The organism is Lactiplantibacillus sp. 30.2.29, assembly GCF_018991255.1.
GTDB classification, from domain to species: Bacteria; Bacillota; Bacilli; order Lactobacillales; family Lactobacillaceae; genus Lactiplantibacillus; species Lactiplantibacillus pentosus.
Genome location: NZ_JAGYGU010000016.1, coordinates 60,267 through 83,140, shown reverse-complemented (window position 1 = coordinate 83,140; position 22,874 = coordinate 60,267). Strand labels below are relative to the sequence as shown.

Below are 22,874 nucleotides of genomic sequence, written 5' to 3'. Positions count from 1 at the left end.
TTTACTAATATACCAACTGGCATTGAAACTGTCAACAATAAATCGAATCTTTTTTCAAAAAGTTGAAAGTATTGCCTGACAAATGGCCTTATTTTCAATAATAGACCGCATCAAAAAAGTGTCGTCACCACCGATATGATGGGAACGACACTTCACGATTGCTCATTCAGACGAGCTATCCTTAAATCTACATTTTTAACCGTGCTTTGACGAATGGACTGATTCCAGCAACGATTGGGAATGCTAAGACTGCACCAGCAGCCCCCTGAATCAAATTAGTTGGGACGCCGACTAGGCCAGTTGCTAACGTATATAGTAGTGAATCGGTAATAAAGTAACCGAGTACCATCACCACTGCCCCAGTTGCCAAAGCAGCAATCTGGCGACCACGTGATTTGCCTGCACCTAAGTAACCAGCTAACCAGCCTTCTAAGCCATGCGCAATCAATGAGAAAAACATATATTGCGGATAACCTAATAAGAGGTCCAGTAATAGCCCACTGGCGCCACCAACAATGACGCCGCCACGACGCCCAAAGATCAATGCTGCAATAAAGATGCCCGCATCGCACAAATTAATATAGCCGTGCGTCATCGGAATCGGAATATGAAAGAAAATTGAAATAACGACGTTGAGGGCGATCAACATTCCTAGTGTTGCGACCGTCCGCGTATTGAATTTAGTCTCTACCAAATGACTCATCCTCCCAAATTATTATGCCTATACTTCGACTCCCCGCCAATCACAGATTAGAATTATAATTAGTGTACACCAATTGCAACTTACGATAATAAGAAAAAGACCAGGCCCAACTAGGTCTGGTCAGTCAACTAACTTAAATTACTTAACACGCGCCAAGAAATAACGCTTTTTCCCGCGACGAACAATCACAAACTTACCATTAAAGGCAGCCGATGGATCGATTTCGGCATCCACATCCGTCACTTTTTCACCGTTAATCCGAATCGCGCCATTCTTAACGTCTTCACGAGCTTGCCGGCGTGATGGTTCGAACTTGGTTGCGTCCACTAACCACAAAATGATGTTTTGCTTTTCAGCTGTCACATCCGCAGAAGGCACACCTTTAAAACCTTGTTCGATTTCGTCAGCGGTCAAGTTCTGAACGTCACCCGTAAATAAAGCTTTGGTGATGTTTTCAGCTTCAACGACCGCTTCCTTGCCATGGACGAATTCCGTGACTTCTTCTGCTAAGCGACGTTGGGCTTCCCGCTTTTCAGGTGCAGTCTTAACGGTCTCAGCTAAACGGTCGATTTCTTCATGGCTCAAGAATGTGAAGTACTTAAGATACTTGACCACATCTCGGTCGTCCTGATTGATCCAGAATTGGTAGAACTCGTATGGAGAGGTCCGTTCAGGGTTCAACCAGACAGCACCACCCGCGGTTTTACCAAACTTGGTCCCGTCAGCCTTCAATAGTAACGGAATCGTCAGTCCATAAGCCTTCGCGTCGTTACCTTCCAAGCGATGAATCAAATCAGTTCCGGCAGTAATATTGCCCCACTGGTCAGCACCCCCAATTTGTAATTGGACGTGTTCTGCACGGTATAGGTGCAAGAAGTCGATTGATTGCAAGATTTGGTACGTAAATTCCGTGTATGAAATCCCGACTTCCAGCCGACTCGCCACGACTTCCTTGTTCAGCATGGTGTTCACACTGAACAACTTCCCGTAATCACGTAAAAAGTCTAATAATGAAATCTTCGATAACCAATCATAGTTATTGACGATCGAAAAGTTTTCATCGGAACCGAACAGCTTATGCATCTGTGCGTTCAAGCCATCCTGATTATGCTTAACTTGGTCCATCGTCTGTAATTTACGTTCCGAATTTTTACCTGATGGGTCCCCGATAGCACCAGTCCCACCACCAACGACGACGTATGGGTGATGTCCAGCTAACTGGAATCGTTTTAAAATCATGAATGGAATCAAGTGCCCGATGTGCATACTATCACCAGTCGGGTCGATCCCACAGTATAACGAAACGGATTGGTTCTCAGTGAGTCCCTTCAAACCAGCTTCATCAGTCTGTTGGTTAATGGCGCCGCGCCATTTTAAATCATCAATAATATTCATGCTGTTCCTCCTTAGTCGTTGTCCCGGATAAAAAGAAAAAAACTCGTCCCTGTCTAAAAACAGGGACGAGTTTTCCGCGTTACCACCCAAGTTATCACCAAATGTGATCGCTCATTGATTCGTAACGGAAATCATCCGGCCAATGGCAGTTCACGTTATGTAATTCATCCTCGACCACAGCTCGGTTCACACCAACCACCGAGTCGCTTAACTGTTGGGTCGACGACTACTAATTAACGATCACTACTTTTTAATTATTACCTGTCATCATAAGCCCTCACTTGCCAAATGTCAATCACGTTTTGTCAGGTCCGTTCATTCAAGGCTTAACTGAACAGCACGGCTGTAATTAGATGCCAAACTAACAAAACATCACCACAATCCAGCAAGTCACTAACAGCTATCATCAGCATCACCACAACGGCATCGTCACAACTCAATTTGAACAGACATTATTACGTATCTTAATCGCTCGGCATTACCTCACGTGCTCGTCGGTCCACAAAAAAATTCTGTTCAGTTGCATGCAGCTCATTTCAGGCCAACAAAAAACATCAGCTCGTCATCGTTCCCATCCCATGACTGACTGATGTCCATAATTGATTTAGTTGGTTTTAGCTTGTGCGGCAATCTTGATGACCGTATTGGCCTGTTGTCCTTGAACCTTGGAAACTTGGGCCCCATTTTGCCATTCCACGGAATTAGCTTGCCCATTTTGAGCAGTATTGTAAACCGTGACCGAACCACTGGTGACGTTTTTCGCCGTTAAGTCTTGCTTTTGCAATTGTGTATTGACTTGATTGGCAAACTTAGTCGGGTTCGTTGCAACGTCTTGGGTGTTCGCAATGGTTGTGACGGACCAACTACCCGTGTTCCAGTGAACATAGACCTTGCCCATGGTGCCTTGAACCGTGGCTGAGGTGCCTGAGCTTAGCTTGACACTATCACCCTGCGTATCAGCGACGGCACTGACTTGCTTGCTAGCATCGCTCGAATTGTTATAGTCAGTTTGACGATAAGTGGCCGTGGTCGAACTCGTGCCGGCCTTGGTGTACTTCACACTATAATTGCCTTTCGTCCCACTGGCAGCGGTCGCCTTCACCGTTTGATCGGTGCCTTTGACCGTCGTTGGTGCGGCAGTTTGGCTAACTGACGTGACTGTATCTGATGCCGCATGCAACACATTCGTAACTGAAGGGGCTGCGAACAAACCGACGACTAATATCCCAGTCGCGCTTGCAATGCCCAATTGAATCTTACGTTTAAAGTTCATACAAAAATACCCTCCTGATTTATCCAACAATTTAAATCTTGACTACTGTTACACCTAATCTCAGTTCCACGGCCCAGTCAGCTACTTGAAGCAGCATTCAACGACGAGTGTTCCGCATCGGTTTATGTACAGCATGGTTCTGCTTGACAACTCGCTGTTGACGATTGGTCCGAGCGCTACTTGACCGCTTGGCACGGCTAACTCGCTTCAAGCTTACAGTGTGCCGCCGATTTTTAGACTTCGACCTTGAGCGACTTAAACGGGGCGCCCGTTTCGGCTTAGCAACGCGGCGAACCCGTTTGGACTTAGTCACGGTTTTACGTTTAGCGACCGGCATCGTCTTATGACGGACCGGCGCCACCGATTTCACCACCGGCTTGGCAGTGGCGCTTTTTACCAGTGGCTTCACTGAATGCTGGCTAGTTCGTGACTTGGTCGACCGCTGTTTTGATAACGATTTCAGACTGGTTCGTTTGGTCTGATGCAACCGCTTGACTGCACGTGTCGCTCGTACCACTGGCTTGACCCGCGGCTTGGCTGGCGTTGATTTAGTTGGCGATGACTGACTGCGCGTCGACGTAACTGCCAACTTAATCACGGGATGGCTTGGCCTTGTCGCCGGCCGTGGTTGATACACCGCAACCGCGGGCGTGGTGGCTCGTTTACTGGAAACGTGGTGAACAACTGCTTTAGTGGTTCCCAGCCACCATGAAACGGGGTGAACGCCCGTCATCACGCGACTGTTATCGACTGGTGCAGCTAATCCGGCCAGATGGTAACGGTCAGTATACTGCCACAACGCTGCCGGAACAATCGGTGGATTCCGCGTGATTGCGCCAATCCACTGCGCATCGAAACGCTGCCGCGCTTGATTGGCATACGTTAATGCAAAGGACGCGTACGAGTAAAAAATCAGTTTTTTCTTCGTCAACGACCGCATCTCGTGATACCAAGCGGCAACCGCCGCATTGGTCGATCCCGAACGGACCGTGTCGACCTCAAAATCCAACGCATAAAAACGGGCGGCTTTATTCGAACGCGCATAGAAGGCCTGGGCCTCACGCCGCGCACTCGCTGCATCCGTGAATTGCGAGAAATCATACTCACCAAATGGAATACCATAACGCACATACAGCGCCGTATTATTGACGGCGTCCCGATCCACGTAACCAATCCCATATTGGCGACGATTGATGACAAACAACACTTGCCCCTTCATCGCCTGAACCTGACTGGGCGTCAAACGGCCCTGCCACTCTGAGATATCAACGACGGCTTGCCCCTGCGCTTTTGCAGTGAGTCCCCCACTGAGACTAGTTGCAACAGCAACAACAACGACCCAACCTAACTTGCTAATTTTCATGATGCGGCCCCTCTCCCCATGTCTGAATCCGCAATAAAACAATGAAAGTCGTCAACGGCCCACTTCCCCAAGTTCGGTCATTAACCTGCTAGCAACAGTTTATTATAATCAATATTAACATTCTTATCCTACCCAATCATAGGCCAATTTTAACGGAAAAGGACGTCAATTCGGTTTCATTTAAGTTACAGCTTGTTAACAACCGACCGCCCCTATATGGTTAATAATATGAACAAGTCTGGAAACCCGGAGATGCTTGTTACAATCAGGTTACAGCCGACTATTTCAGTCACACGTCATTGAGAATCAGCGCCGATTTTGCCTGATTTGCGGTTACGTTTACCCGCTAATTGATCGTCGCTTTTATCCGCTGAGCTGGTGTTGATTTTGGTCCTTAACTTACCGCTACGTTTGCACGGTGACTGACCATTCAATTCCGTCCCTCTCACCCCATGTTTTCTACGGTAGCCAAAAAGGCCGCCCCAAGAATTAACGCTTCATTTCTTGAGACGACCTTAACTGGTCAATGATTATTTTAATGTGGCAAGGTTAACACGATGGCTTGCTTACCCATTTGATTATACGCCGCTTCGAAATTCTTCCAACTGACCGCTTGTTGCTTGTGGCCGTATGGATTGTTGATATAAATCACTTTCTTAGCGCGATTGAACCCGACGATCACAACGCTGTGCATATCATATGTAACCTTCACGGACCCTTGTGGCGTTTGCCAAGTCTGCATCGTGCTGACGGGCGCAAATGACGCCGTTGTAATCGTCCAAACTGGGCGACCCAATTCTAATTGCTTCAGAACCGTGCTAAAGCTGGACCCCGTTAAGTCCTTAACGTGACTGGTCTCGGTCTTCGCCAATTGATAGATTGGTTTGTGATAAACACCCAAACCTGGCTGATTACCGGTGATATCACCAACAAAGCCATAATTCGGATTCCCATGTTCCCCATCTGAATAAGTGAGTGGTACACTCGTAATCTTCGCCGCTAACTGATTCTTAGTCACGTTGATATGCGCGTAATTCATCAACATCGTCAGTGATGTGACCTCACAACCATTATATAAACGTGGTGTTGTCATCTGATTGACCAACGGCACATTCAATTTAACTTGATTGACCGTTTTCGGTTCCGATTGTGAACTAGATTCGGCTGCTTGGTTCGCTTGCCGATTCGTGAATGATGCATCGATCCAGTCGGAAACCTGTGTACTAGTGAATCCAATGACCCCCAAAAGCACCATGGCAATTATGAGTAGCGTCCAATTACGGCGCCGCTTACGTAAATGTCTTGGCATCTGTTACCATCCGTTTCTCTAATTAATTTAATAAGCTCAGCTTACAAACAAGCTATGTAAGTATCATACCATGAAGTATTTCAGAAAACAGCTTTAATAACCGAAAGTTTTTCACGTGGCTATCTTGCCAACGACACTTGCTTAGTTAAGATAATATGGTCGTCAGTCATCGAAACCGCGTGGTGGTTCTTGTTAATTGCTGTCAACGCGACCCGATTACCTAGATTCCCGGAAAATTAGAAAAGAACGCAACTACTACTGAAAATTTACATAAACCCGTACTACTTCCAGCGGTTTCAACTGGACTGTCTCTAAATTTTAGCCCTGGCGCGTTTTAGTCATGGTTCATAACAATCGTTGTGAAATTTTAATCAAAGTTTCTATTGATTAAAGCGCTTTCTTCATTACAATAGTAGTAAAAGCTAATTAATCATTTTGTTAATGACTGCGAAAGGATTTGACCGAAATGACACGCACTGATGACCAAATCGACAAACATTTACAATCCGCTCTGTTTGGGACCCCTGTCTTGCATCCTGATGAACAACACCGCAACCTCGGCACGTTTCATGAACGCATCGACCTCGGCATCACGTTCACACAGGCGCTGATGCGGGACTATTCTGCCGAACTGCAAACTGAGATGACGCCCACCCCGACTACCAGTTGTTACTACACGGTCTCCTCGATGAGGACATATTGAATCGGTATATCAAACTCGCCAATCAACAACAAATCCGATTCGCGATTCGCAACGATTTAATGTACCAGCATACCCCGACTAGCCTTGCCGTGGCCCTGGTCGCCAATGACGCCATCAATCCGGCGACAATCGATATTGACGAGCGATTTCCGTTGCCACCCTTGAGCACGACCACCCCGCTGTCCCATGACCTATTGCTGGACCATATCCATCAACACCTTGAACGCAACCGGCAACTGTTTAACGGCCGGCACCATTTAATTTGAGCGCGGTTGAAAAGTTTCAAAACACCATCCCAACTAAATAACGCACCCCTTGAGCGGTTCAATCAACAACCGCTCAAGGGGTGCGTTGTGCGCTGGCGACAAGTCACGTTACCCATACGCCAAATCATGAAAATACGTATTGTGCTAGTTATTTGTCATGATTCATGATTAAATCATGCTATTTCTAAGTTCAAGAGCTGCCAGCTGAAACCCGCTGGAAACAGTGCGGGTTACCGTAAAATTGCTATTGTGGATGCGTCCTACCCCGGCCTCTAGGCATTCTGGGCAATGGCCGGAACGTGGTGGACGCAGATTTAAGCCGACAAAACACGTCTTAAATACTGGTCTTCCACTAACCAAGCAAAAGACGCTTGCTAAGTGGAATCTCACCACTGGGCCTTGCCCAGAATACCTTCCAGCCGGGATGGTATTCGAAAGGCAGATGTGTGCGTACTCAACTTTCTATTGAGTTAGTCGTTGGTTCCTTGGTACACGGTCATTTTGATATTGAACCGTTAGACTGTTTTCTAACAAATAATTAATTTCTTTACCCTCAAGGCTTCTGAGATAACAAGATCTTGAGTTCTAAGCGAAGGTGATTTTACTGACTAATTTCAAGACTAGTTCAGTTGAAGTTAGTGGCATTGAAATTAGTTAATAATATTCAGGTCATCTTTTCAGTACTCGAATGCCATAGGTCACCATCGATACTTATTAAAAAAGTTTACCTAAAGGACCAGTTACCGAATATTCAGTGGTCAATTGTACCCAGATAGGTGGTCGTTCATCCGCCATTCGATCGGCTTCCCGACTGGCGGGGCCGGCTGACAATGCTCAATAGCCAAATTATTCTTAGTCGGAAGTGGGGTGCTTTCGGCTTAGAATAAGACTCGTATTTGAAATTGCACAGTGGTTTTCTGTGTGAGTTCAAATCGACGTTGGCTATGTTCCAGCAATTGTCAGCCGGCCCCAGAAGTCGGATTAGGGCGCGCATCGGCTGACGAACAGAACGCCAACTTGGCACGTATTAACCATCCTTAAGGCTAAAGAGAAACTAGCGCAACATGTTTTAGAATATCAATTGCATTACACTAATCACAAGCGGTGGAATCAACAACGATGGCAACAAGTTGAGTGTACTGAACTGCTTGATTTTCAGCAGGCCAAGACCGGATGCTAAGATCAGAATCCCACCAACAATCGTGATTTCATTGAGCATTACCGTACTCAGTGCGCCTTTTAACAGCAACGCTAGCACATAAATGCTGCCTTGCCAGCAAAATAACACCCCAGCCGCCAGTGCGATGCCAAAGCCAAAGGTCGACGCTAAAACGATCGACGTGATCCCATCCAGCATCCCATTGGTGAACAAAAAGGTGTAGTCGTGCTTCAAAGCGGCTTCAATCGGTCCCAGAATCGACAATGAGCCAATGCAATACAACAAGATGGCCGTGGCCAGTCCTTCAGCTAAATTGCCACCAGCCAGCCTGCCCACCAACCGGTCAAAACGGCCCTGAATATCTAGTGCTTGCCCAATCAGTCCACCAACTGCCAGGCTGACGATGAATAGCACCGGATACTTGCTTTGCGGCATCCGCTGAACAACCGCATTGATTCCAATCACACAAGCCGCTAATCCCAGCCCCTGAATCAAAATATCGTGATAGGCTGGTTTGATCCCTTTTTTAAAGAAATAGCCAACGATACATCCGGCCAAAATCATGCCAGTATTGAAAAACGTCCCAATCATGTCCTCACTCCTCCGTATCTCAATTATTATCCTCATTTATTTTTATAACTGCTTAAATCACTCTGACAACAAGTAACACTCAATAATTGACCAATATGCGACCAATTAGACGGTCAAACTATTGGCTTGCATGGTGCCGTTGAGCTGATTAGGCTGCAGATCACAATAATCATCGCACTTAAGGTAACCACCGCGTTTATGGAAATCCAGATATTAAATGGCACGACAACGCCCAGTTCACCAGGCAATTGTCGTGCCATTTGAAATTACTGAATTAATCGGTCGCAATCGCCCTTATTTGGCCGTTGTCCGCGCCCGACCAGCTCGAATTTCTGCCAAATAGTGCTCACTTTGCGCACTGTCAAACTCGTTCTCGGACTTTCCGATGATGACCGCAGCCAATGAATTACCAACCACGTTCACAACCGTCCGCCCCATATCAACAAGCCGGTCGATTCCGGCGATGAAGGCCAGGCCCTGTACGGGAACGCCAATCGTTGAAATCGTCGCCAGCAAAACCACGAACGAAGCGCCGGGCACCCCGGCGATCCCTTTGGACGTAATCATCAAAACGACCAGTAACGTAATTTGTTGACTCAGTGACAGGTGAATACCGTACGCTTGTGCCAAGAAAAGCGCCGCCAATGATTGGTAAATCGCCGAACCATCCAAGTTGAAGGTATAACCCGTTGGAATCACGAACGAGACGATGCCTTCACTAACGCCGTACTTACCCATTTTATCAATAATCCGTGGTAAGGCTGCTTCAGAACTCGCCGTTGAGAAACCGAGTACCATTTCATCGCGAATCACGCGTAATAAATGCCAGATGTTTAACCCGAACAATTTACCGACGATACCCATCACGACCACAATAAAGAGCGCCATCGTGATATAGGCCAGAATGATGAAATAACCCAGTGGTGCCAAGGCTTTTAATCCCATCTCTGCCACTGTGACACCAATCAACGCACAGACCCCGATTGGCGCCGTGTGCATGACCCAATTAGTGACCTTGAACATCGCTTCTGCCACGGCATTCATGAAGTCCAAAATGATTTTGCCCTGTTCGCCGATCGCCGCGGTTCCTAAACCGAAGAAGACCGCAAAGAAAATGACCGGAATCATGTCACCAGCTGAAAGTGACTTGAACACGTTTGTCGGGATAATGCCCATCACCGTGGACCAGATGCCGTTGTGTGAGACGGTCTTGGCCGTCTGCACATACTGACTGATGCTCGAGGCGTGCAACTGGTGAATATCAATGTAATCGCCGGGATGGAAGACGTTACCCATCAATAACCCTAACGCGATTGCAATCGTGGTCATGACTTCAAAGTAAATAATCGTCTTTCCACCGATTCGACCAAGTTTCTTCAAATCGCCCATATTCGCGATCCCCGTTATCAGACAGGCCACCACGATTGGTAGCACGATCATCTGGATCAGACTGATAAACATGGTCCCAATATTCTGCATCGCGGTGATGGCCGTCTTATTGCCATAAAAAACGACGCCCAAAATAATACCTAATACGAGTCCAATCAATATTTGCCAGCCCAAACTTAATCGAAACTGACGGTACCGCTTCATCTTTCCCTGCTTAGCCAAGCTATTCCGCCCCATTCTCATTTAGTGGATATTTAATTAATCTTTGACACACAATATTAATATTTTAGCACATCTAATCATAATATGAGAATTAAATTAAAAAATCCCGAAATTTTGTCGTGGACGCCTGTCAGCTTGGCAGTTAGTATCCGCATGATGCCTCATAATTCACCGGTCTGGCGGCTAAAGTGTCATTGGGGTTGAGGCAAAAGCCGAACATTAGTGATTACTCGAAATCCGAATCCAGCACACTCCGGTAGTCTGTCGGTTTCAGAAGTTGTCACCCACCTGTCCCCAGCAGGCATTATCGGTCGCATACTCAGCCGCAGTGCCCCTGACCGACAAGTATAAGCAGTCCGCCTAATCGTTTTTTATGACAGCCGGCCACTCCCTCAGACCAATCTTTTTGGACAATCGACCTCCCACAAATCAAAAAAATTAGCTTGAATCATCACCATCATCAGTGCCAATTCAAGCTAAAGCTTTCGTATTTTAAGTTAACGTTCAGTCACCACGCACAAAACGTTCAAACTAGCCTACATTTTGACAACGTCACTATTTTGAGCGCGTCATCCGGTCGTAGACTGCTTCACTGACCCAGTCAGCTGTCCACATCCATAACACGTGGCCGATACCTTCAGAGACGTGTTCCGCCATCGGTTGATCCTTGGCAGCCGGGACCGTTCCCAATGCTGGCAATAGGATATGATGGAAGGCCGTCCAGACGCCTAAGCCATAGAGGGCACTACTGCCGCCCTTGGCTTGTGGATGTTTGCGAGCCCAGATACTGTAGGCGACCGCAAAAGTCGTTGAAAAACCAAAGTGCATCACATAGCTGACACCCGGCAATTGCTGTCCCGAATAGGTATACGTCGCATGCGTTAAACTGGCAGGGACGCCGATTTGTTGCAATAATTGTTGTGGGGGATTGGTTTGGTCCCGTTCAGGCGTGCGTGGCGGTAACACATTCTCCCACCCTAACTTAACTAGACCAGAGATAATGCCACCAGTAACCCCTGCAATCACGGCGGCCCGGTGGTTAAACTGCTTCTTGACCATTAATAATTACCTGCCTCTCTATTCAATAAGTTAATCATACCAGCCTTTGGAACCATTTCGAAATGATTTATCTTCTGTTTTGAATAAAAAGTTTGCTTTTTAGGGAATCAGCGTGCTAAGATAAAACCATTCATTTATCACTTGATAAACGAAATTAAGGGAGGAATCGCAATGTATTTAGGATTAAAAGAAATGGGGCATGAAAAGCTGCGCTACGGCTTACTCAGTGGCGTTTTGTTACTGATTGCCCTCGTCGTCTTCATGCTGGCGGGACTGGCAAATGGCCTTTCCAACGGTAACCGTCAAGCGGTCGACCAGTGGCATGCTCAGACCGTGTACTTGAATAAAGACGCGAACCAGACCCTCTCTGCGTCCCAGCTTAAGTTGGCGGATCAAAAGCACCTGACCGGCGATGATATCGCGCCACTAGCCAGTTTGTCCGGAACACTTCGGACCACCAACAACCGACTCAAGACAACTGCCAGTGCCTTTGGAACGACCCGCGACAGTTTCCTGATGCCTAAGGTCCTGACCGGCCATAAAATCAATGGTAAAAACCAACTACTGATTTCTGCCGCACTCAAGGATAAGGGCTACCACCTCGGGCAAAAAGTCCGCATTGGGACGACCGACCATTACGTCACAATCGTCGGAACCTTTAAAGCCAGCACTTACAGTATTGCACCAACCGTTTATACCGATGTTGCGACGCTAAACCGGCTCAAAGGCAATCCCGTGATGAGTGGTGACCAACAACCCGTCAATGCGTTCGTCACCAAGAAGAGTCACTTCAAGAACTCAAAACACGGCGACATGCAACGATTGAGCATCGCGACCTTCATTGAAAAACTGCCTGGCTACAGTGCGGAACAACTGACACTTAACACGATGATCTACTTCTTGTTCGTGATTGCTTTGGCCGTCATCGGGATTTTCATGTTCGTTTTGACCTTGCAAAAACAAGCCTTGTTCGGTGTCTTAAAGGTCCAAGGTATCGGAACCAAGCACATTTTAGCCGCCTTACTCACGCAAAGCGTTGCGATGGCCATCATTGGTATCGGGATTGGCTTATTGATAACGGTTGGTCTCGCCCAAATCATGCCGGCTGGTTTACCGTTCGCCATTGATTGGCCACAATTCGGTATCTACAGCATCGCGCTACTCTTAGCGGCCGTGGTCGGCGCCCTGCTTTCATGGCGGACCGTTGCTAAAATCGACCCAGTCGTCGCCATTGGATAAGGAGGAATCGTTAACATGACACAACCAGTCTTAGCTTTAAAAAATATCAATAAACAATTCGGTCACGGTCATACGGCAGTCAACGCCCTAACTGACGCCAACTTCGAAGTCAGTGCTGGACAATTTGTGGCCATCATCGGGCCATCCGGTTCCGGTAAGTCGACCTTCTTGACGATTGCGGCCGGCCTCCAAACGCCAACCAGCGGGCAAGTCGTTTTAAACGGCCAGCCACTGACCAATCAGACCGAGAAACAACGACTCGCCTACCGGTTTAACGAAATTGGCTTTATTCTGCAAAGCTCCAACCTGATTCCGTTTCTCACCGTCCGTGAGCAGTTCAAATTAGTCGACAAAATGGCAAAACGGAAGTTCAACCAATCAGGTACGGATGAATTACTAGCTGAATTAGCCTTAACTGAGGTCCGCAATGCTTACCCGAGTGACCTCTCCGGTGGTGAACGTCAACGGGTCGCCATCGCCCGCGCACTCTACAACGACCCCAGCGTTATCCTCGCCGACGAACCCACTGCCAGCTTGGATACCCCGCGTTCAATCGACGTGGTCAAACGCCTCGCCACTGAAGCCCACCAACACAACAAGGCGATCGTCATGGTGACCCATGACCAACGTCTCATTGACGACTGCGATGTGGTGTATCAGATTGAAGACGGTAAAATGAGCCGGCGCGATTAGTTGCCGTGCGCTCTTGAAAACCCGTTGTTCACTATGAACACCACATCCGATACTAAACGACGTCTCAATCTGAGGCGTCGTTTTTTGAATACAACGAATTTCATCTGCCTGTTTTTTACTGCCGTCGCTGTCCCAGTTCAATACCGTAAACTTCAATGGCAACTAGTCTTGAATTCAGTTGATAAAATTACCTAATACTTAGAAGAGATTGCCGAAAAAAACGCCAAATTCTCAACTCACCGTGGAGACATCGCCCAAAACCACAAAATCAGACCTCAAAGTGGAGATAAACACCCATTTTGAAGTCTGATTTCACTTTGGAGCGGTGAACGACAAATCAGTAATTTAATCTTTCAGCAGCCACGTTTAGAACTCAAGGTTTTGCTACGTCAAGCGACCAGAGAAAATTCTAACAACTTCAGTTAAGTCGCTCGTCTGATGGCACAAGCAAGAAAGCTTAGCTATCATTAGAAACTAGTCTTATAGTTGACTATCAAAATGACCGCGGCTAAGAATCAACGACTAATTCAATAAAAAGTCGAGTGCGCACACATCTGCCTTTCGAATACCATCCCGGCTGGAAGGTGTTTCTGACAATGCTCAGCGATGAAATTTCACTTAGCAAGCGTCTTTTGCTTGGTTAGTGAAAGACCAGTATTTAAGACGTGGGTTGTCGGCTTAAATCTGTGTCCATCGCGTTCCAGCGTTGTCAGAAATGCCTGGAAGCCGGTGTAGGACGAACAAAACGACAGCTTTACGCTAACTCGCTTTGTTTCCAGCGGTTCTTAGCTGGTAGCACTTGAGCTCCAAAAATAGCACAATTTAATCATATTTAATCCTAATTGATAACAGTCACGCTTTCAATGATGTCGGCACGGATTCTTCACTCGTAATATTGCCGTGCAAAAAAGCCAGCTCAAGTGAGGTCACCCGAACTGGCTGAAGATCATTTTTAGCGATTAATATTTTTATATCAAACGGCTCTAATTAGCTTGTGGTAATTTGTAGCGTAAGGCGCGATACACCAGCGCGACCACGTATACCGTAATAAAACGGTCGAGGTAATCAGTACCCACCTGAATCAAGAACACTGCCAGTGGTTTTGCCATTCCAGTCCCTAATAACAGTTGGACTAGCATGCTGGAACCTGACGACGTGATGCCTTGAAATAGGATCACGGTAATTGCCGTCGACAACAGTGTGCCGGGTAACGAGATGACCGCCGCTAACCACCAGTTAGACCACCATGTTCCCGGTTTGACCCGCCGGTAGAGCAGACCAGCGACTAGCCCCGTCACCAATTGAACTGGCATGAAAAATAGTGAGTATAAATCAGTCGTGGCACCGACGATCACACCCGTCGCACCACCAGCCAGCATCCCACCGAGTGGCCCAAAGACCGCCGCAGCGAGGACCGTGCCAATCGAATCAAGGTAAATCGGTAATTTTAGCATCAGTGCAATGTTACTCCCGACGAAGTTCAAAGCGATGCACAGCGCTAGTAAGGTAATCGTCCGCGTCTTTATTTTTCGCATGGCGTCACCAATTGGTTCAGGACTTGGGTCAAATCAGGCTCGGTCGCCCCGAATACAGTCGTCAGGAATAACCGCCAGAATGCTGGGACATCAACATCCGTCATAATTTCACTATTAGCCGGCGTGTGCCAGAAGTCATGGTCATCGACAATCGACTGACCGCGGGCAACCCCCGTCGTCGCCACCGTCGTATAACTTTCGAAGCCCGCTAAAATGGCCGGGTCAATCATCGCAGCCACGGCTAACGGATCATTGATGACGCAGCCAATCACCCGTTCGTACTGCCAGTGGAAATCAAAATAGAACTTGGTGATTTTTTCGACAAAGGATCCTAGCTCAGGATTGATGTCTTTAATATACGTCAACAAACTCGGCGTTAAGACGATTTTTCGCGTGACATCTAAGCCGACCATTTGAATCGGGACCGGCATTAAATCAAAGACGACTTTGGCCGCATCCGGATCACACCAGAAATTATATTCTGCCACTGGTGAACAATTGCCATGACTGCGATAACTGCCGCCCATCAAGGTAAACTGTTCGACTTGTTCAAATAGTTGCGGGTCACGCTGTAGTACCGTGGCAATATTGGTCAGTGGTCCCAATGCCAGAATTGACGTGGTCGGTGCTTCGGTCAGTGTATCCACAATAAAGGAAACGGCATCCTGAATCGGCCGAACCGCTGTGACTTCCGGAATCTGGCTATTCCCGAGGCCATCATCACCGTGCGTGTCTTGTGCACTGGTGTACGGCACTTCCAGTGGACGGTTGGCGCCTAAGTAGACCGGAATATCCAATCGGTCTGCCAAATCTAAAATTTTGAGGGCGTTTTCTGCCCCGATGTGGGTGGGCACGTTCCCACAAACGATCGTAATCCCAATCACATTAAGTGCCGGTGATTTTAATGCCAGTAATAAAGCTAAACTGTCATCGATTCCGGGATCGCAATCAATAATAACGTTACGAGTTGCATTCATTCTCCTACCTCCGATTACTGAAGTTCTTGGTTTTTTATTCTGGGCAGTTTACGAACCAGACCAGCAGATTGCAAACAATCATGCTGAATTGTATGAAATGCTAGTCCAATTATAGCGGAGACGACCGTAATTGGAAACCACCAAAACAGTACTGTTCACGACATTCAAGTGGTTAGAACGTTTCGCCGGTGCTTGTGCCATTTTCCGCGCCACCCACTCGTCCATTAATTATGCAACTGAACTTTTACCGGAGTTCAGTAAGTGTAGCGCTGGAAAACATGGTACAATGTGACTACTAAAGATAAAGTAGGTGTCGAATCATGCGTAAAGTTCAGTTTTATGGGGCCATTTCAATTGACGGTTACCTTGCGACTAAAGATAATCGTCTCGACTGGTTATTCCAGACGCCCGGCGCTAACGATGCCCCTACCGAAGCGTTCATGCAGCAAGTTGATACGGCCATTATGGGTCGCCATACTTACGAGTACACGATAGAACAAACGACCGATCAGCTCATCAATCCTTACAATCCAGCGACTCGCAACATTGTGATGACGAGCCAGCCGCAACCAGGTGACGAGCGCACGCAATTCACCAACAGCCCGGTTGCAGACATTGTTCAAGACCTCCGACTAGCGCCCGGTCGTAACATCTGGATCGTTGGTGGCGCCGGCGTCTTAATGCCACTACTCGCCGCGGACCTGATTGACGACCTCTACATTCAAATCGCACCGATCATCCTCGGCACTGGCATTCCACTGTTCACTGCCGTGGCGCATCAGCAACGTTTTGAACTGGTCGCGACCAACCACTATGACCAACTCGCTGAAGTCCATTTTCAACGACTGCCAACTGAATAGCATGCAAAAGACCGATTTGGCAATCATCGCCAAACCGGTCTTTTCTTCAAATCCATTTGTATCAATTAACGGCTAATCGGATAACGACTGACCACAGACTCAAGCAGCTGCCTGCCGTTTAACTGCCCCACGCAGGAGCAACGGGGCAATCAAGGTTGTCAGAATAATTGCCGTGATAACTGCCGAATACCGGTCAGCTGACAACAACTTTCCTTGATACCCAATCTGCGCAATAATCAGCGCCATTTCACCCCGCGAGACCATCCCGGCCCCGATTTCATACCCACTCAACCAGTTGAAGCCGGCTAAACGTGCACCAATTCCGGCCCCGAGTAATTTCGTGATGATTGCCGCAATCGTAATCACGACAATGAACCAGAAATCGCTCAAGAAGCCTTTAAATGACATGTTCAAGCCGATGCTGACGAAGAAGACGGGGATGAAGACCGCATTCCCAATCGGCTGGATATGGTCATCAATGACCTCGTGATAATCGGTCTGACCAACTGCAATACCAGCGAAAAATGCCCCAATCACGGCACTCAGGCCAATCATATCGGCTAAATAAGAGAGGCCAAAACAAATCACCAGCGACATCAGCGTAATCGACGTCGGCACTAATAGTGCATTCCCGACCGCCATCAAGTGTGGCACGACCCATTTGACCACGAAGAACAAGGCAATGAAGAACGCCAGCTGAATCGCTAACGACAACCCCAGATTCGTCGAGGCGTGACTCCCTCCACCGCTGACTTCACTACCGAATAGGCTAATCATCAGACTTAAAATCAGCACGGCCAGTACGTCATCCACGACGGCCGCACCCAAAATCGTGGTGCCTTCCTTACCATCGAGTGCGCCAAGTTCTTTCAACACGGCCACAGAAATGGAAACCGACGTCGCCGCAAAGGTCACGCCCAAAAACAAACTTTCAGTGGCATTCAAATGAAACATCTGACTGCACCAATCAATGACGCCGACGGGCAAAATCACCCCCAGCACGGCGACTAACAGGCTGGGACGCCAATATTTTTTTAATAACTGTAAATTACTTTCCAACCCGGCCATGAACATCAAAATGATAACGCCCAGTTCGGCGAAGTCCTTGATGAAACTCGTGGCTGAGACCCAGCCGAGCACAGCGGGACCCAAGACGATACCACTCAATAACTGACCAATCACGGCCGGTAAGCCCATGCGGACACTCAAATGGCCAGCGACCGCGGTCACGATTAAAATTAATGCTAAACTACCAACGTAATCCATAGAACCTCCTAATTCCCAAAAAAGACACGTCAAGAAGCGACTACCCAACCCAAAAGTAGTCCGCATTCTTGAAGTGTCCTTCAACCGTAAAAACTATTCGTGGAACTAGTATAGCATATTTTCATGAGTCTGGCCGTGACAACTGCTCGTGAAAGCGGTTATAATGAGTTTACATTCTGTTAATCGAAAGGTCGCTTCGTCGTGTTGAATATTCCAGATTTTCGTCAACGTTTTGGTTTCTTAATTTTTTCCATCTTACTTAATTCTGCCGCTAATGCTCTGACGATTTCAACTAGTCTCGGGAGTGCGGTCTGGACTGGCTCCAGCGTTAACCTCTCCGACTGGACGCATATCTCACTCGGAACGACACTCCTCTTATACGGCGTGGTCGTCACCATCCTCAATCAACTGTTATTGGGGCATTTTGACCGGCGCCGCTTTATTTCTAATCTCCTATACATCGTGCCGTTTAGCTACCTCGTGCAGTTTATCGGCTATTTCTGGGATTGGCTGAGAATTCCGGCACTCCCACTGATTCCGCGCCTGATTCTCAACGTCTTAGGCTTGTTAGGGGTGGCCGCGGCCGTGTCCATTTATCAACGGTGTAATTTAATTCAACATCCCAACGATGACTTATCGTACATTTTACGGTTCCGGTTCCTCCACGGCTCAGCCATCATCGCGCAATGGACCAGTTATCTGCCACCTCTCGCGATCATCGTCATCTCATTTTTCGCCACTGGACACCTGCGTGCGATCGGGTTCGGTACCGCCTTTGCCCTAATCGCCCAAGGTGCCATCATGGGCTGGTCGGATCACCACGTCTTTCCACACCTCAAGCACCACGTCTTTCCACACCTCAAGCACCACGTCGACGTTGCTCAGGCCCATCACTCCGCTTAAACGCGTATTGACAAACGCCCGTACCAACCCCAATAATGGGACTATTCTAATTTATTGGGGTCATGCACATGAATCTTACGCAACTTACGAGTCAAATTGTTTTGATGTTCATTCTGATGTTGGTCGGACTACTGGTGAATAAGCTCGGCTTTATGCATGCCCAGACTTCGACTGACTTAACGAACATTCTATTGTACATCGTTTCACCCTGCCTGATTATTCAGGCGTTTGAGCAATCGTTCTCGGCGGACCGATTGCAGTTACTGGCACGCGTGATTGTCGGGATTATCATCATTTACATTATTATGATTATTGTGACTCAGCTATTATTCAAACCGGTGGCAGATCCAAATTTGCGGCGCATTATGCGCTACGGTTCCGTTTATTCGAACGCTGGCTTTATGGGCATTCCACTGACCAGCTCACTATTCGGCGCGACCGGTGTCTTCTTCGCGGTCGCATCGCTGGCAGCCTTTAACATTTTCAGTTGGACGCACGGCATTAGCCTGTTTACTGGCCGACAAGGGAACCGCCGTGAAAACTTCAAGCAAATCGTGTTGAATCCCAATATCATTGCCATCGTGGTCGGTTTAATTCTGTTCGTGACGTCATTTCGGTTACCGACCATCGCGAATAGTGCGATTAAATACGTCAGCTCAGTCAACACGCCGCTATCGATGATCGTCATCGGTAATAGCTTGGCGGATGTCAAACTAAATCGCGCCACACTTGATAAGCGCCTCTGGTGGGTGCTGTTGCTCCGTAATTTGCTGTTCCCCTACCTAGCGATCGTCGTCCTGCAGCTGATGGGAATCACTGGTGTGCCGCTGTATACGACCGTGTTGATGGCTGCCTGCCCAGTCGCCGGTATCGTCGTTTTATTTTCGCTGAAAGTCCATGGCAACCCCGGCCCGGCGGTCGCACTCATGAGTATTTCAACGATTTTAAGCGTCGTCACAATTCCAATCGTCTTTGCGCTTGTGAACTTACATTAGTGCTTGCAACAAGCTGGACCTAGCGGGTGCACTGGCATTCAAACCAGCGCCACTACCCAAATCAATCTAAAATAGACGTATCAGAATTATTGAAAATCCTGACACGTCTATTTTTTTACAATCGATTGCCTTGCGTTAATTCATGTCACCTGGTTAATCTTGAACGTTACTTTGCGGCCACGTTCAACGGTGGTGTCTGGGCCATCCGGGGCTGCATTAGTCCGGTTGGTGAGAATAATTGTTCAATGAGGGCTTCTGGTAATAATTCGCGCTGGCGTAGTAATACCGGGATGGCTTGATGGGCAGCCAATGCTTCCTTGATCAGGATCGTCGTCATTTCATAACCTAGATACGGTGCTAGGACCGTTGCGGTGATTGCGGAGTGTGCGACTTGGTCTGCGCACCGTTCCCGGTTGACCGTCAATTGCCGAACACAGTGATCGACCAGCGTTTCAATAGCGTGCTGTAAATGGGCTTCACTGGCCAACAAGGCGCGTAACATGATCGGTTCAAAAGCATTGAGCTCCAGTTGACCAGCCTCCGCCGCCATAGTGACCGTTGTATCGTTGCCCATCACTTCAAACGCGACTTGGTTGACCACTTCTGGAATAACTGGGTTGATTTTTCCAGGCATGATTGAGGAGCCAGCTTGTTGAGCAGGTAAATTCAGCTCACCAAATCCGGCTTGGGGACCACTCGCCAACAATCGTAAGTCGTTGCTGAATTTCGATAGGTCGACAGCTAGAGTCTTCATCGCGGCCGAAAAGGCGACAAACAAATCACAATTTTGCGTCGCGTCGATCAAATCATCCGCAGCGACCAAAGTTAACCCCGTATTCCGTTGTAGCTGTTGCAGAATCTGCTGCTGATAGGTCGCAGTGGCGTTGATGCCAGTCCCAATTGCCGTCCCACCTAAATTGACCAACTGTAACTGTTCCCCCGCCTGCCGAATCCGGCTCAAATCGCGTTTGAACAACTGGTAATAGGCATGAAAGGTCCGTCCATAGGTGGTAGGAACCGCATCTTCAAGCTGGGTTCGCCCAACTTTGATGGCGTCCTGATAACGTTGAGACTTGACTAACAGCGTCTGGACTAGTCGACTGAGGGCCGTCAATAAACCTGGCAGTTGGATCTGCAGTGCCATTTTACCAGCCGTTGGAAACGTGTCATTGGTCGATTGTGATTGGTTGACGTCATCGTTGGGATGCACGGTCACCGCTGGCACTAATTGGTGCGCCAGATTAGCAACGACTTCATTGACGTTCATGTTCGCCGAAGTGCCGGCACCACCTTGAATCGCTGGGACAATGAAGTTATCCGCGTAACGTCCGAGCAGCAACTGATTGCATGCCGCAATAATGGCTTGCGCCTTAGCACTCGTTAAGGTTCCAGCAGCCGCATTGACACTAGCAGCGGCCTTCTTGATTTGAACGAGGCTTTGAATAATCAGCGGATGCATCAATTCCGTAGAAATCGGAAAATTGTGAACCGCACGCAAGGTATGAATCCCATATAAGGCATCGTCTGGAACCGCTAACTCACCAATACAATCTGCTTCAATTCGCATAGCAAAACCCTCTTATTTAGATTTCATGTAACATCTTCTAACATGAATAACTAGAGTTTAGACCATTTTTATTGAAATACAATCCTTTTAATCGAGTTGTGTGTAAACTAAAGTTCAACCTCGATTCAGATTAAGATACATCGGATTCATCATCGTCAGACTTCACATTGATTAGTCGTCATCCGCAAGCAACGCCTATACCAATTATTAAGTTATTACACAAACGTTAATAATCTGCGAGTAATCTGTAACCGTTCGTTTATAAATACTTGTCCTCTAATGCGTTGTGCTAGTTATGATTTAGCTTTAAAAATGGTTAAATCATGACAATTTCTAAGTTCAAGTGCTGCCAGCTGAGACCCGCTGGAAACAAAGCGAGTTAGCGTAAAGCTGTCGTGTTGTTCGTCCTACACCGGCTTCCAGGTATTTCTGACAACGCTGGAACGCGATGGACACAGATTTAAGCCGACAACCCACGTCTTAAATACTGGTCTTTCACTAACCAAGCAAAAGACGCTTGCTAAGTGAAATTTCATCGCTGAGCATTGTCAGAAACACCTTCCAGCCTGGATGGTATTCGAAAGGCAGACGTGTGCGAACTCAACTTTTTCTTAGATTAGTCGTTGATTCATAGTCCAAAGTCATTTTGACATTCAACTGTCAGACTGGTTCTAATGATAGCTAAGCTTCCTAACCCATGTTTTAACTTTTCGAATCGCGGTTTCACTGAATTTGTCAGAACTTTCTCTAGTCGTTGGAGATAGCAAAGTCTCGAATTCCAAACGACGGCAATTTAATCAACTCATTTCAAGGCCACTGTCCGTTGAATCTTGCGAATAAAATTCAACTGATTTTTTCAGTGATTAAGTGTGATAAAGCATTATTGACTCCGATTAAAAGTTTGCTTGAAGGACCAGTCACTTAATATTCAGTGGTCAGTTGTACCCAGATAGGTGGTCGTTCATCCGCCATTCGAGCGGGTTCCCGACTGGAGGGGCTGGCTGCCAATGCTCAAGGGCGAAATTCTTCTTGTCCGGGTGAATTTCCCGGGCTAGAAGAAGACTCGTATTTGAAATTACGCAGTGTTTTTCTGCGTGAGTTCAAATCGATGTCCGCCCTGTTCCAGCGTTGTCAGCCAGCTCCGGAGGTCGGCCTAAGACGCGCATCGGCTGACGAACAGGACGCCAACTTGTCATGATTTAGCCATGAATCATGACAAATTAACTAGCACAATGCGTGTCCTCTAGTAATTTTTTAAGCCGAATATAGGTCAATCCAAAAGAAGCTGCTTCCACCAAATAAGAAGACTAATCTGACTCAAATCGAAGACGTCTGAAAATAGTCCACTATGCCGCCACAAACGCCACGCCACACACAATCTTTCATTGATTCCTTTAATGCCAGTTG

17 protein-coding genes, 1 pseudogene, 1 riboswitch and 1 other annotated feature are annotated in these 22,874 nt (G+C 47.5%); of the genes and pseudogenes, 6 read left to right on the top strand and 12 right to left on the bottom strand.

The features are described from left to right. Positions 1–187: 187 nt before the first annotated feature. From KGF65_RS10410 to KGF65_RS10390, 5 genes are all read right to left on the bottom strand, one after another. A complete protein-coding gene (locus KGF65_RS10410) occupies positions 188–703 on the bottom strand; it encodes an ECF transporter S component (RefSeq protein ID WP_088770855.1) in 516 nt (171 codons plus the stop codon). A 138-nt stretch (positions 704–841) separates the two neighbouring features. After that, positions 842–2,098: a tyrosine--tRNA ligase gene (tyrS, locus tag KGF65_RS10405; RefSeq protein ID WP_216748430.1), complete on the bottom strand. Its 1,257-nt coding sequence runs from the start codon at positions 2,096–2,098 to the stop codon at positions 842–844. A 58-nt stretch (positions 2,099–2,156) separates the two neighbouring features. Then, positions 2,157–2,351: a binding site (T-box leader), on the bottom strand. 351 nt (positions 2,352–2,702) lie between these two features. After that, complete coding sequence (locus tag KGF65_RS10400; protein ID WP_216748429.1) at positions 2,703–3,371, bottom strand: hypothetical protein; 669 nt, start codon at positions 3,369–3,371, stop codon at positions 2,703–2,705. Positions 3,372–3,468: 97 nt separating this feature from the next. After that, the gene (locus KGF65_RS10395; RefSeq protein WP_213472684.1) at positions 3,469–4,734 is read right to left on the bottom strand and encodes a GH25 family lysozyme; all 1,266 of its coding nucleotides are present in this window, start codon (positions 4,732–4,734) and stop codon (positions 3,469–3,471) included. Between the two features lie 535 nt (positions 4,735–5,269). Further along, positions 5,270–6,043 (bottom strand): C39 family peptidase, encoded by a 774-nt coding sequence (locus KGF65_RS10390; protein ID WP_050340336.1) that lies wholly within the window; start codon positions 6,041–6,043, stop codon positions 5,270–5,272. A 466-nt stretch (positions 6,044–6,509) separates the two neighbouring features. Between KGF65_RS10390 and KGF65_RS17430 the strand changes: the two are divergent. Beyond that, positions 6,510–7,012: pseudogene (locus KGF65_RS17430) on the top strand (YueI family protein). A gap of 1,069 nt (positions 7,013–8,081) precedes the next feature. Here KGF65_RS17430 and KGF65_RS10380 read toward each other — a convergent pair. The 3 genes from KGF65_RS10380 to KGF65_RS10370 form a co-directional block, all read right to left on the bottom strand. Then, positions 8,082–8,762, bottom strand: a complete 681-nt coding sequence (locus tag KGF65_RS10380) for a DUF554 domain-containing protein (RefSeq protein ID WP_101873005.1) — start codon at positions 8,760–8,762, stop codon at positions 8,082–8,084. 294 nt (positions 8,763–9,056) lie between these two features. Beyond that, positions 9,057–10,355, bottom strand: a complete 1,299-nt coding sequence (locus KGF65_RS10375; protein WP_050340341.1) for a cation:dicarboxylase symporter family transporter — start codon at positions 10,353–10,355, stop codon at positions 9,057–9,059. A gap of 573 nt (positions 10,356–10,928) precedes the next feature. Continuing rightward, positions 10,929–11,432 (bottom strand): DUF1440 domain-containing protein, encoded by a 504-nt coding sequence (locus KGF65_RS10370; RefSeq protein WP_050340333.1) that lies wholly within the window; start codon positions 11,430–11,432, stop codon positions 10,929–10,931. Between the two features lie 171 nt (positions 11,433–11,603). On the opposite strand from KGF65_RS10370, the gene KGF65_RS10365 reads away from it, so the two are divergent. Together KGF65_RS10365 and KGF65_RS10360 are read left to right on the top strand one after the other, a co-directional pair. Beyond that, positions 11,604–12,671: an ABC transporter permease gene (locus tag KGF65_RS10365; protein ID WP_101873004.1), complete on the top strand. Its 1,068-nt coding sequence runs from the start codon at positions 11,604–11,606 to the stop codon at positions 12,669–12,671. Between the two features lie 15 nt (positions 12,672–12,686). Then, positions 12,687–13,364 carry an ABC transporter ATP-binding protein gene (locus KGF65_RS10360; protein ID WP_088770850.1) on the top strand — a complete coding sequence of 226 codons (678 nt, stop codon included), beginning with the start codon at positions 12,687–12,689 and terminating at the stop codon, positions 13,362–13,364. 983 nt (positions 13,365–14,347) lie between these two features. Here KGF65_RS10360 and KGF65_RS10355 read toward each other — a convergent pair. Both KGF65_RS10355 and KGF65_RS10350 read right to left on the bottom strand, forming a co-directional pair. Then, complete coding sequence (locus KGF65_RS10355) at positions 14,348–14,899, bottom strand: ECF transporter S component (RefSeq protein WP_101873003.1); 552 nt, start codon at positions 14,897–14,899, stop codon at positions 14,348–14,350. Beyond that, positions 14,887–15,876 carry a nucleoside hydrolase gene (locus KGF65_RS10350; protein ID WP_101873002.1) on the bottom strand — a complete coding sequence of 330 codons (990 nt, stop codon included), beginning with the start codon at positions 15,874–15,876 and terminating at the stop codon, positions 14,887–14,889. Before KGF65_RS10350 ends, KGF65_RS10355 begins: the two co-directional genes overlap by 13 nt. A gap of 20 nt (positions 15,877–15,896) precedes the next feature. Continuing rightward, positions 15,897–15,941: riboswitch (PreQ1 riboswitch) on the bottom strand. A gap of 255 nt (positions 15,942–16,196) precedes the next feature. Between KGF65_RS10350 and KGF65_RS10345 the strand changes: the two genes are divergently transcribed. After that, positions 16,197–16,736, top strand: a complete 540-nt coding sequence (locus tag KGF65_RS10345; protein WP_216748428.1) for a dihydrofolate reductase family protein — start codon at positions 16,197–16,199, stop codon at positions 16,734–16,736. Between the two features lie 99 nt (positions 16,737–16,835). Here KGF65_RS10345 and KGF65_RS10340 read toward each other — a convergent pair whose 3' ends face one another. Then, positions 16,836–18,002 carry a cation:proton antiporter gene (locus KGF65_RS10340; protein WP_088770848.1) on the bottom strand — a complete coding sequence of 389 codons (1,167 nt, stop codon included), beginning with the start codon at positions 18,000–18,002 and terminating at the stop codon, positions 16,836–16,838. 201 nt (positions 18,003–18,203) lie between these two features. On the opposite strand from KGF65_RS10340, the gene KGF65_RS10335 reads away from it, so the two are divergent. Together KGF65_RS10335 and KGF65_RS10330 are read left to right on the top strand one after the other, a co-directional pair. Beyond that, the gene (locus KGF65_RS10335) at positions 18,204–18,905 is read left to right on the top strand and encodes a YitT family protein (protein ID WP_216748427.1); all 702 of its coding nucleotides are present in this window, start codon (positions 18,204–18,206) and stop codon (positions 18,903–18,905) included. A 68-nt stretch (positions 18,906–18,973) separates the two neighbouring features. Next, a complete protein-coding gene (locus KGF65_RS10330; RefSeq protein ID WP_050340326.1) occupies positions 18,974–19,900 on the top strand; it encodes an AEC family transporter in 927 nt (308 codons plus the stop codon). 166 nt (positions 19,901–20,066) lie between these two features. On the opposite strand, the gene KGF65_RS10325 is transcribed toward KGF65_RS10330, so the two are convergent. After that, the gene (locus KGF65_RS10325) at positions 20,067–21,467 is read right to left on the bottom strand and encodes an aspartate ammonia-lyase (protein WP_216748426.1); all 1,401 of its coding nucleotides are present in this window, start codon (positions 21,465–21,467) and stop codon (positions 20,067–20,069) included. Positions 21,468–22,874 lie beyond the last annotated feature (1,407 nt).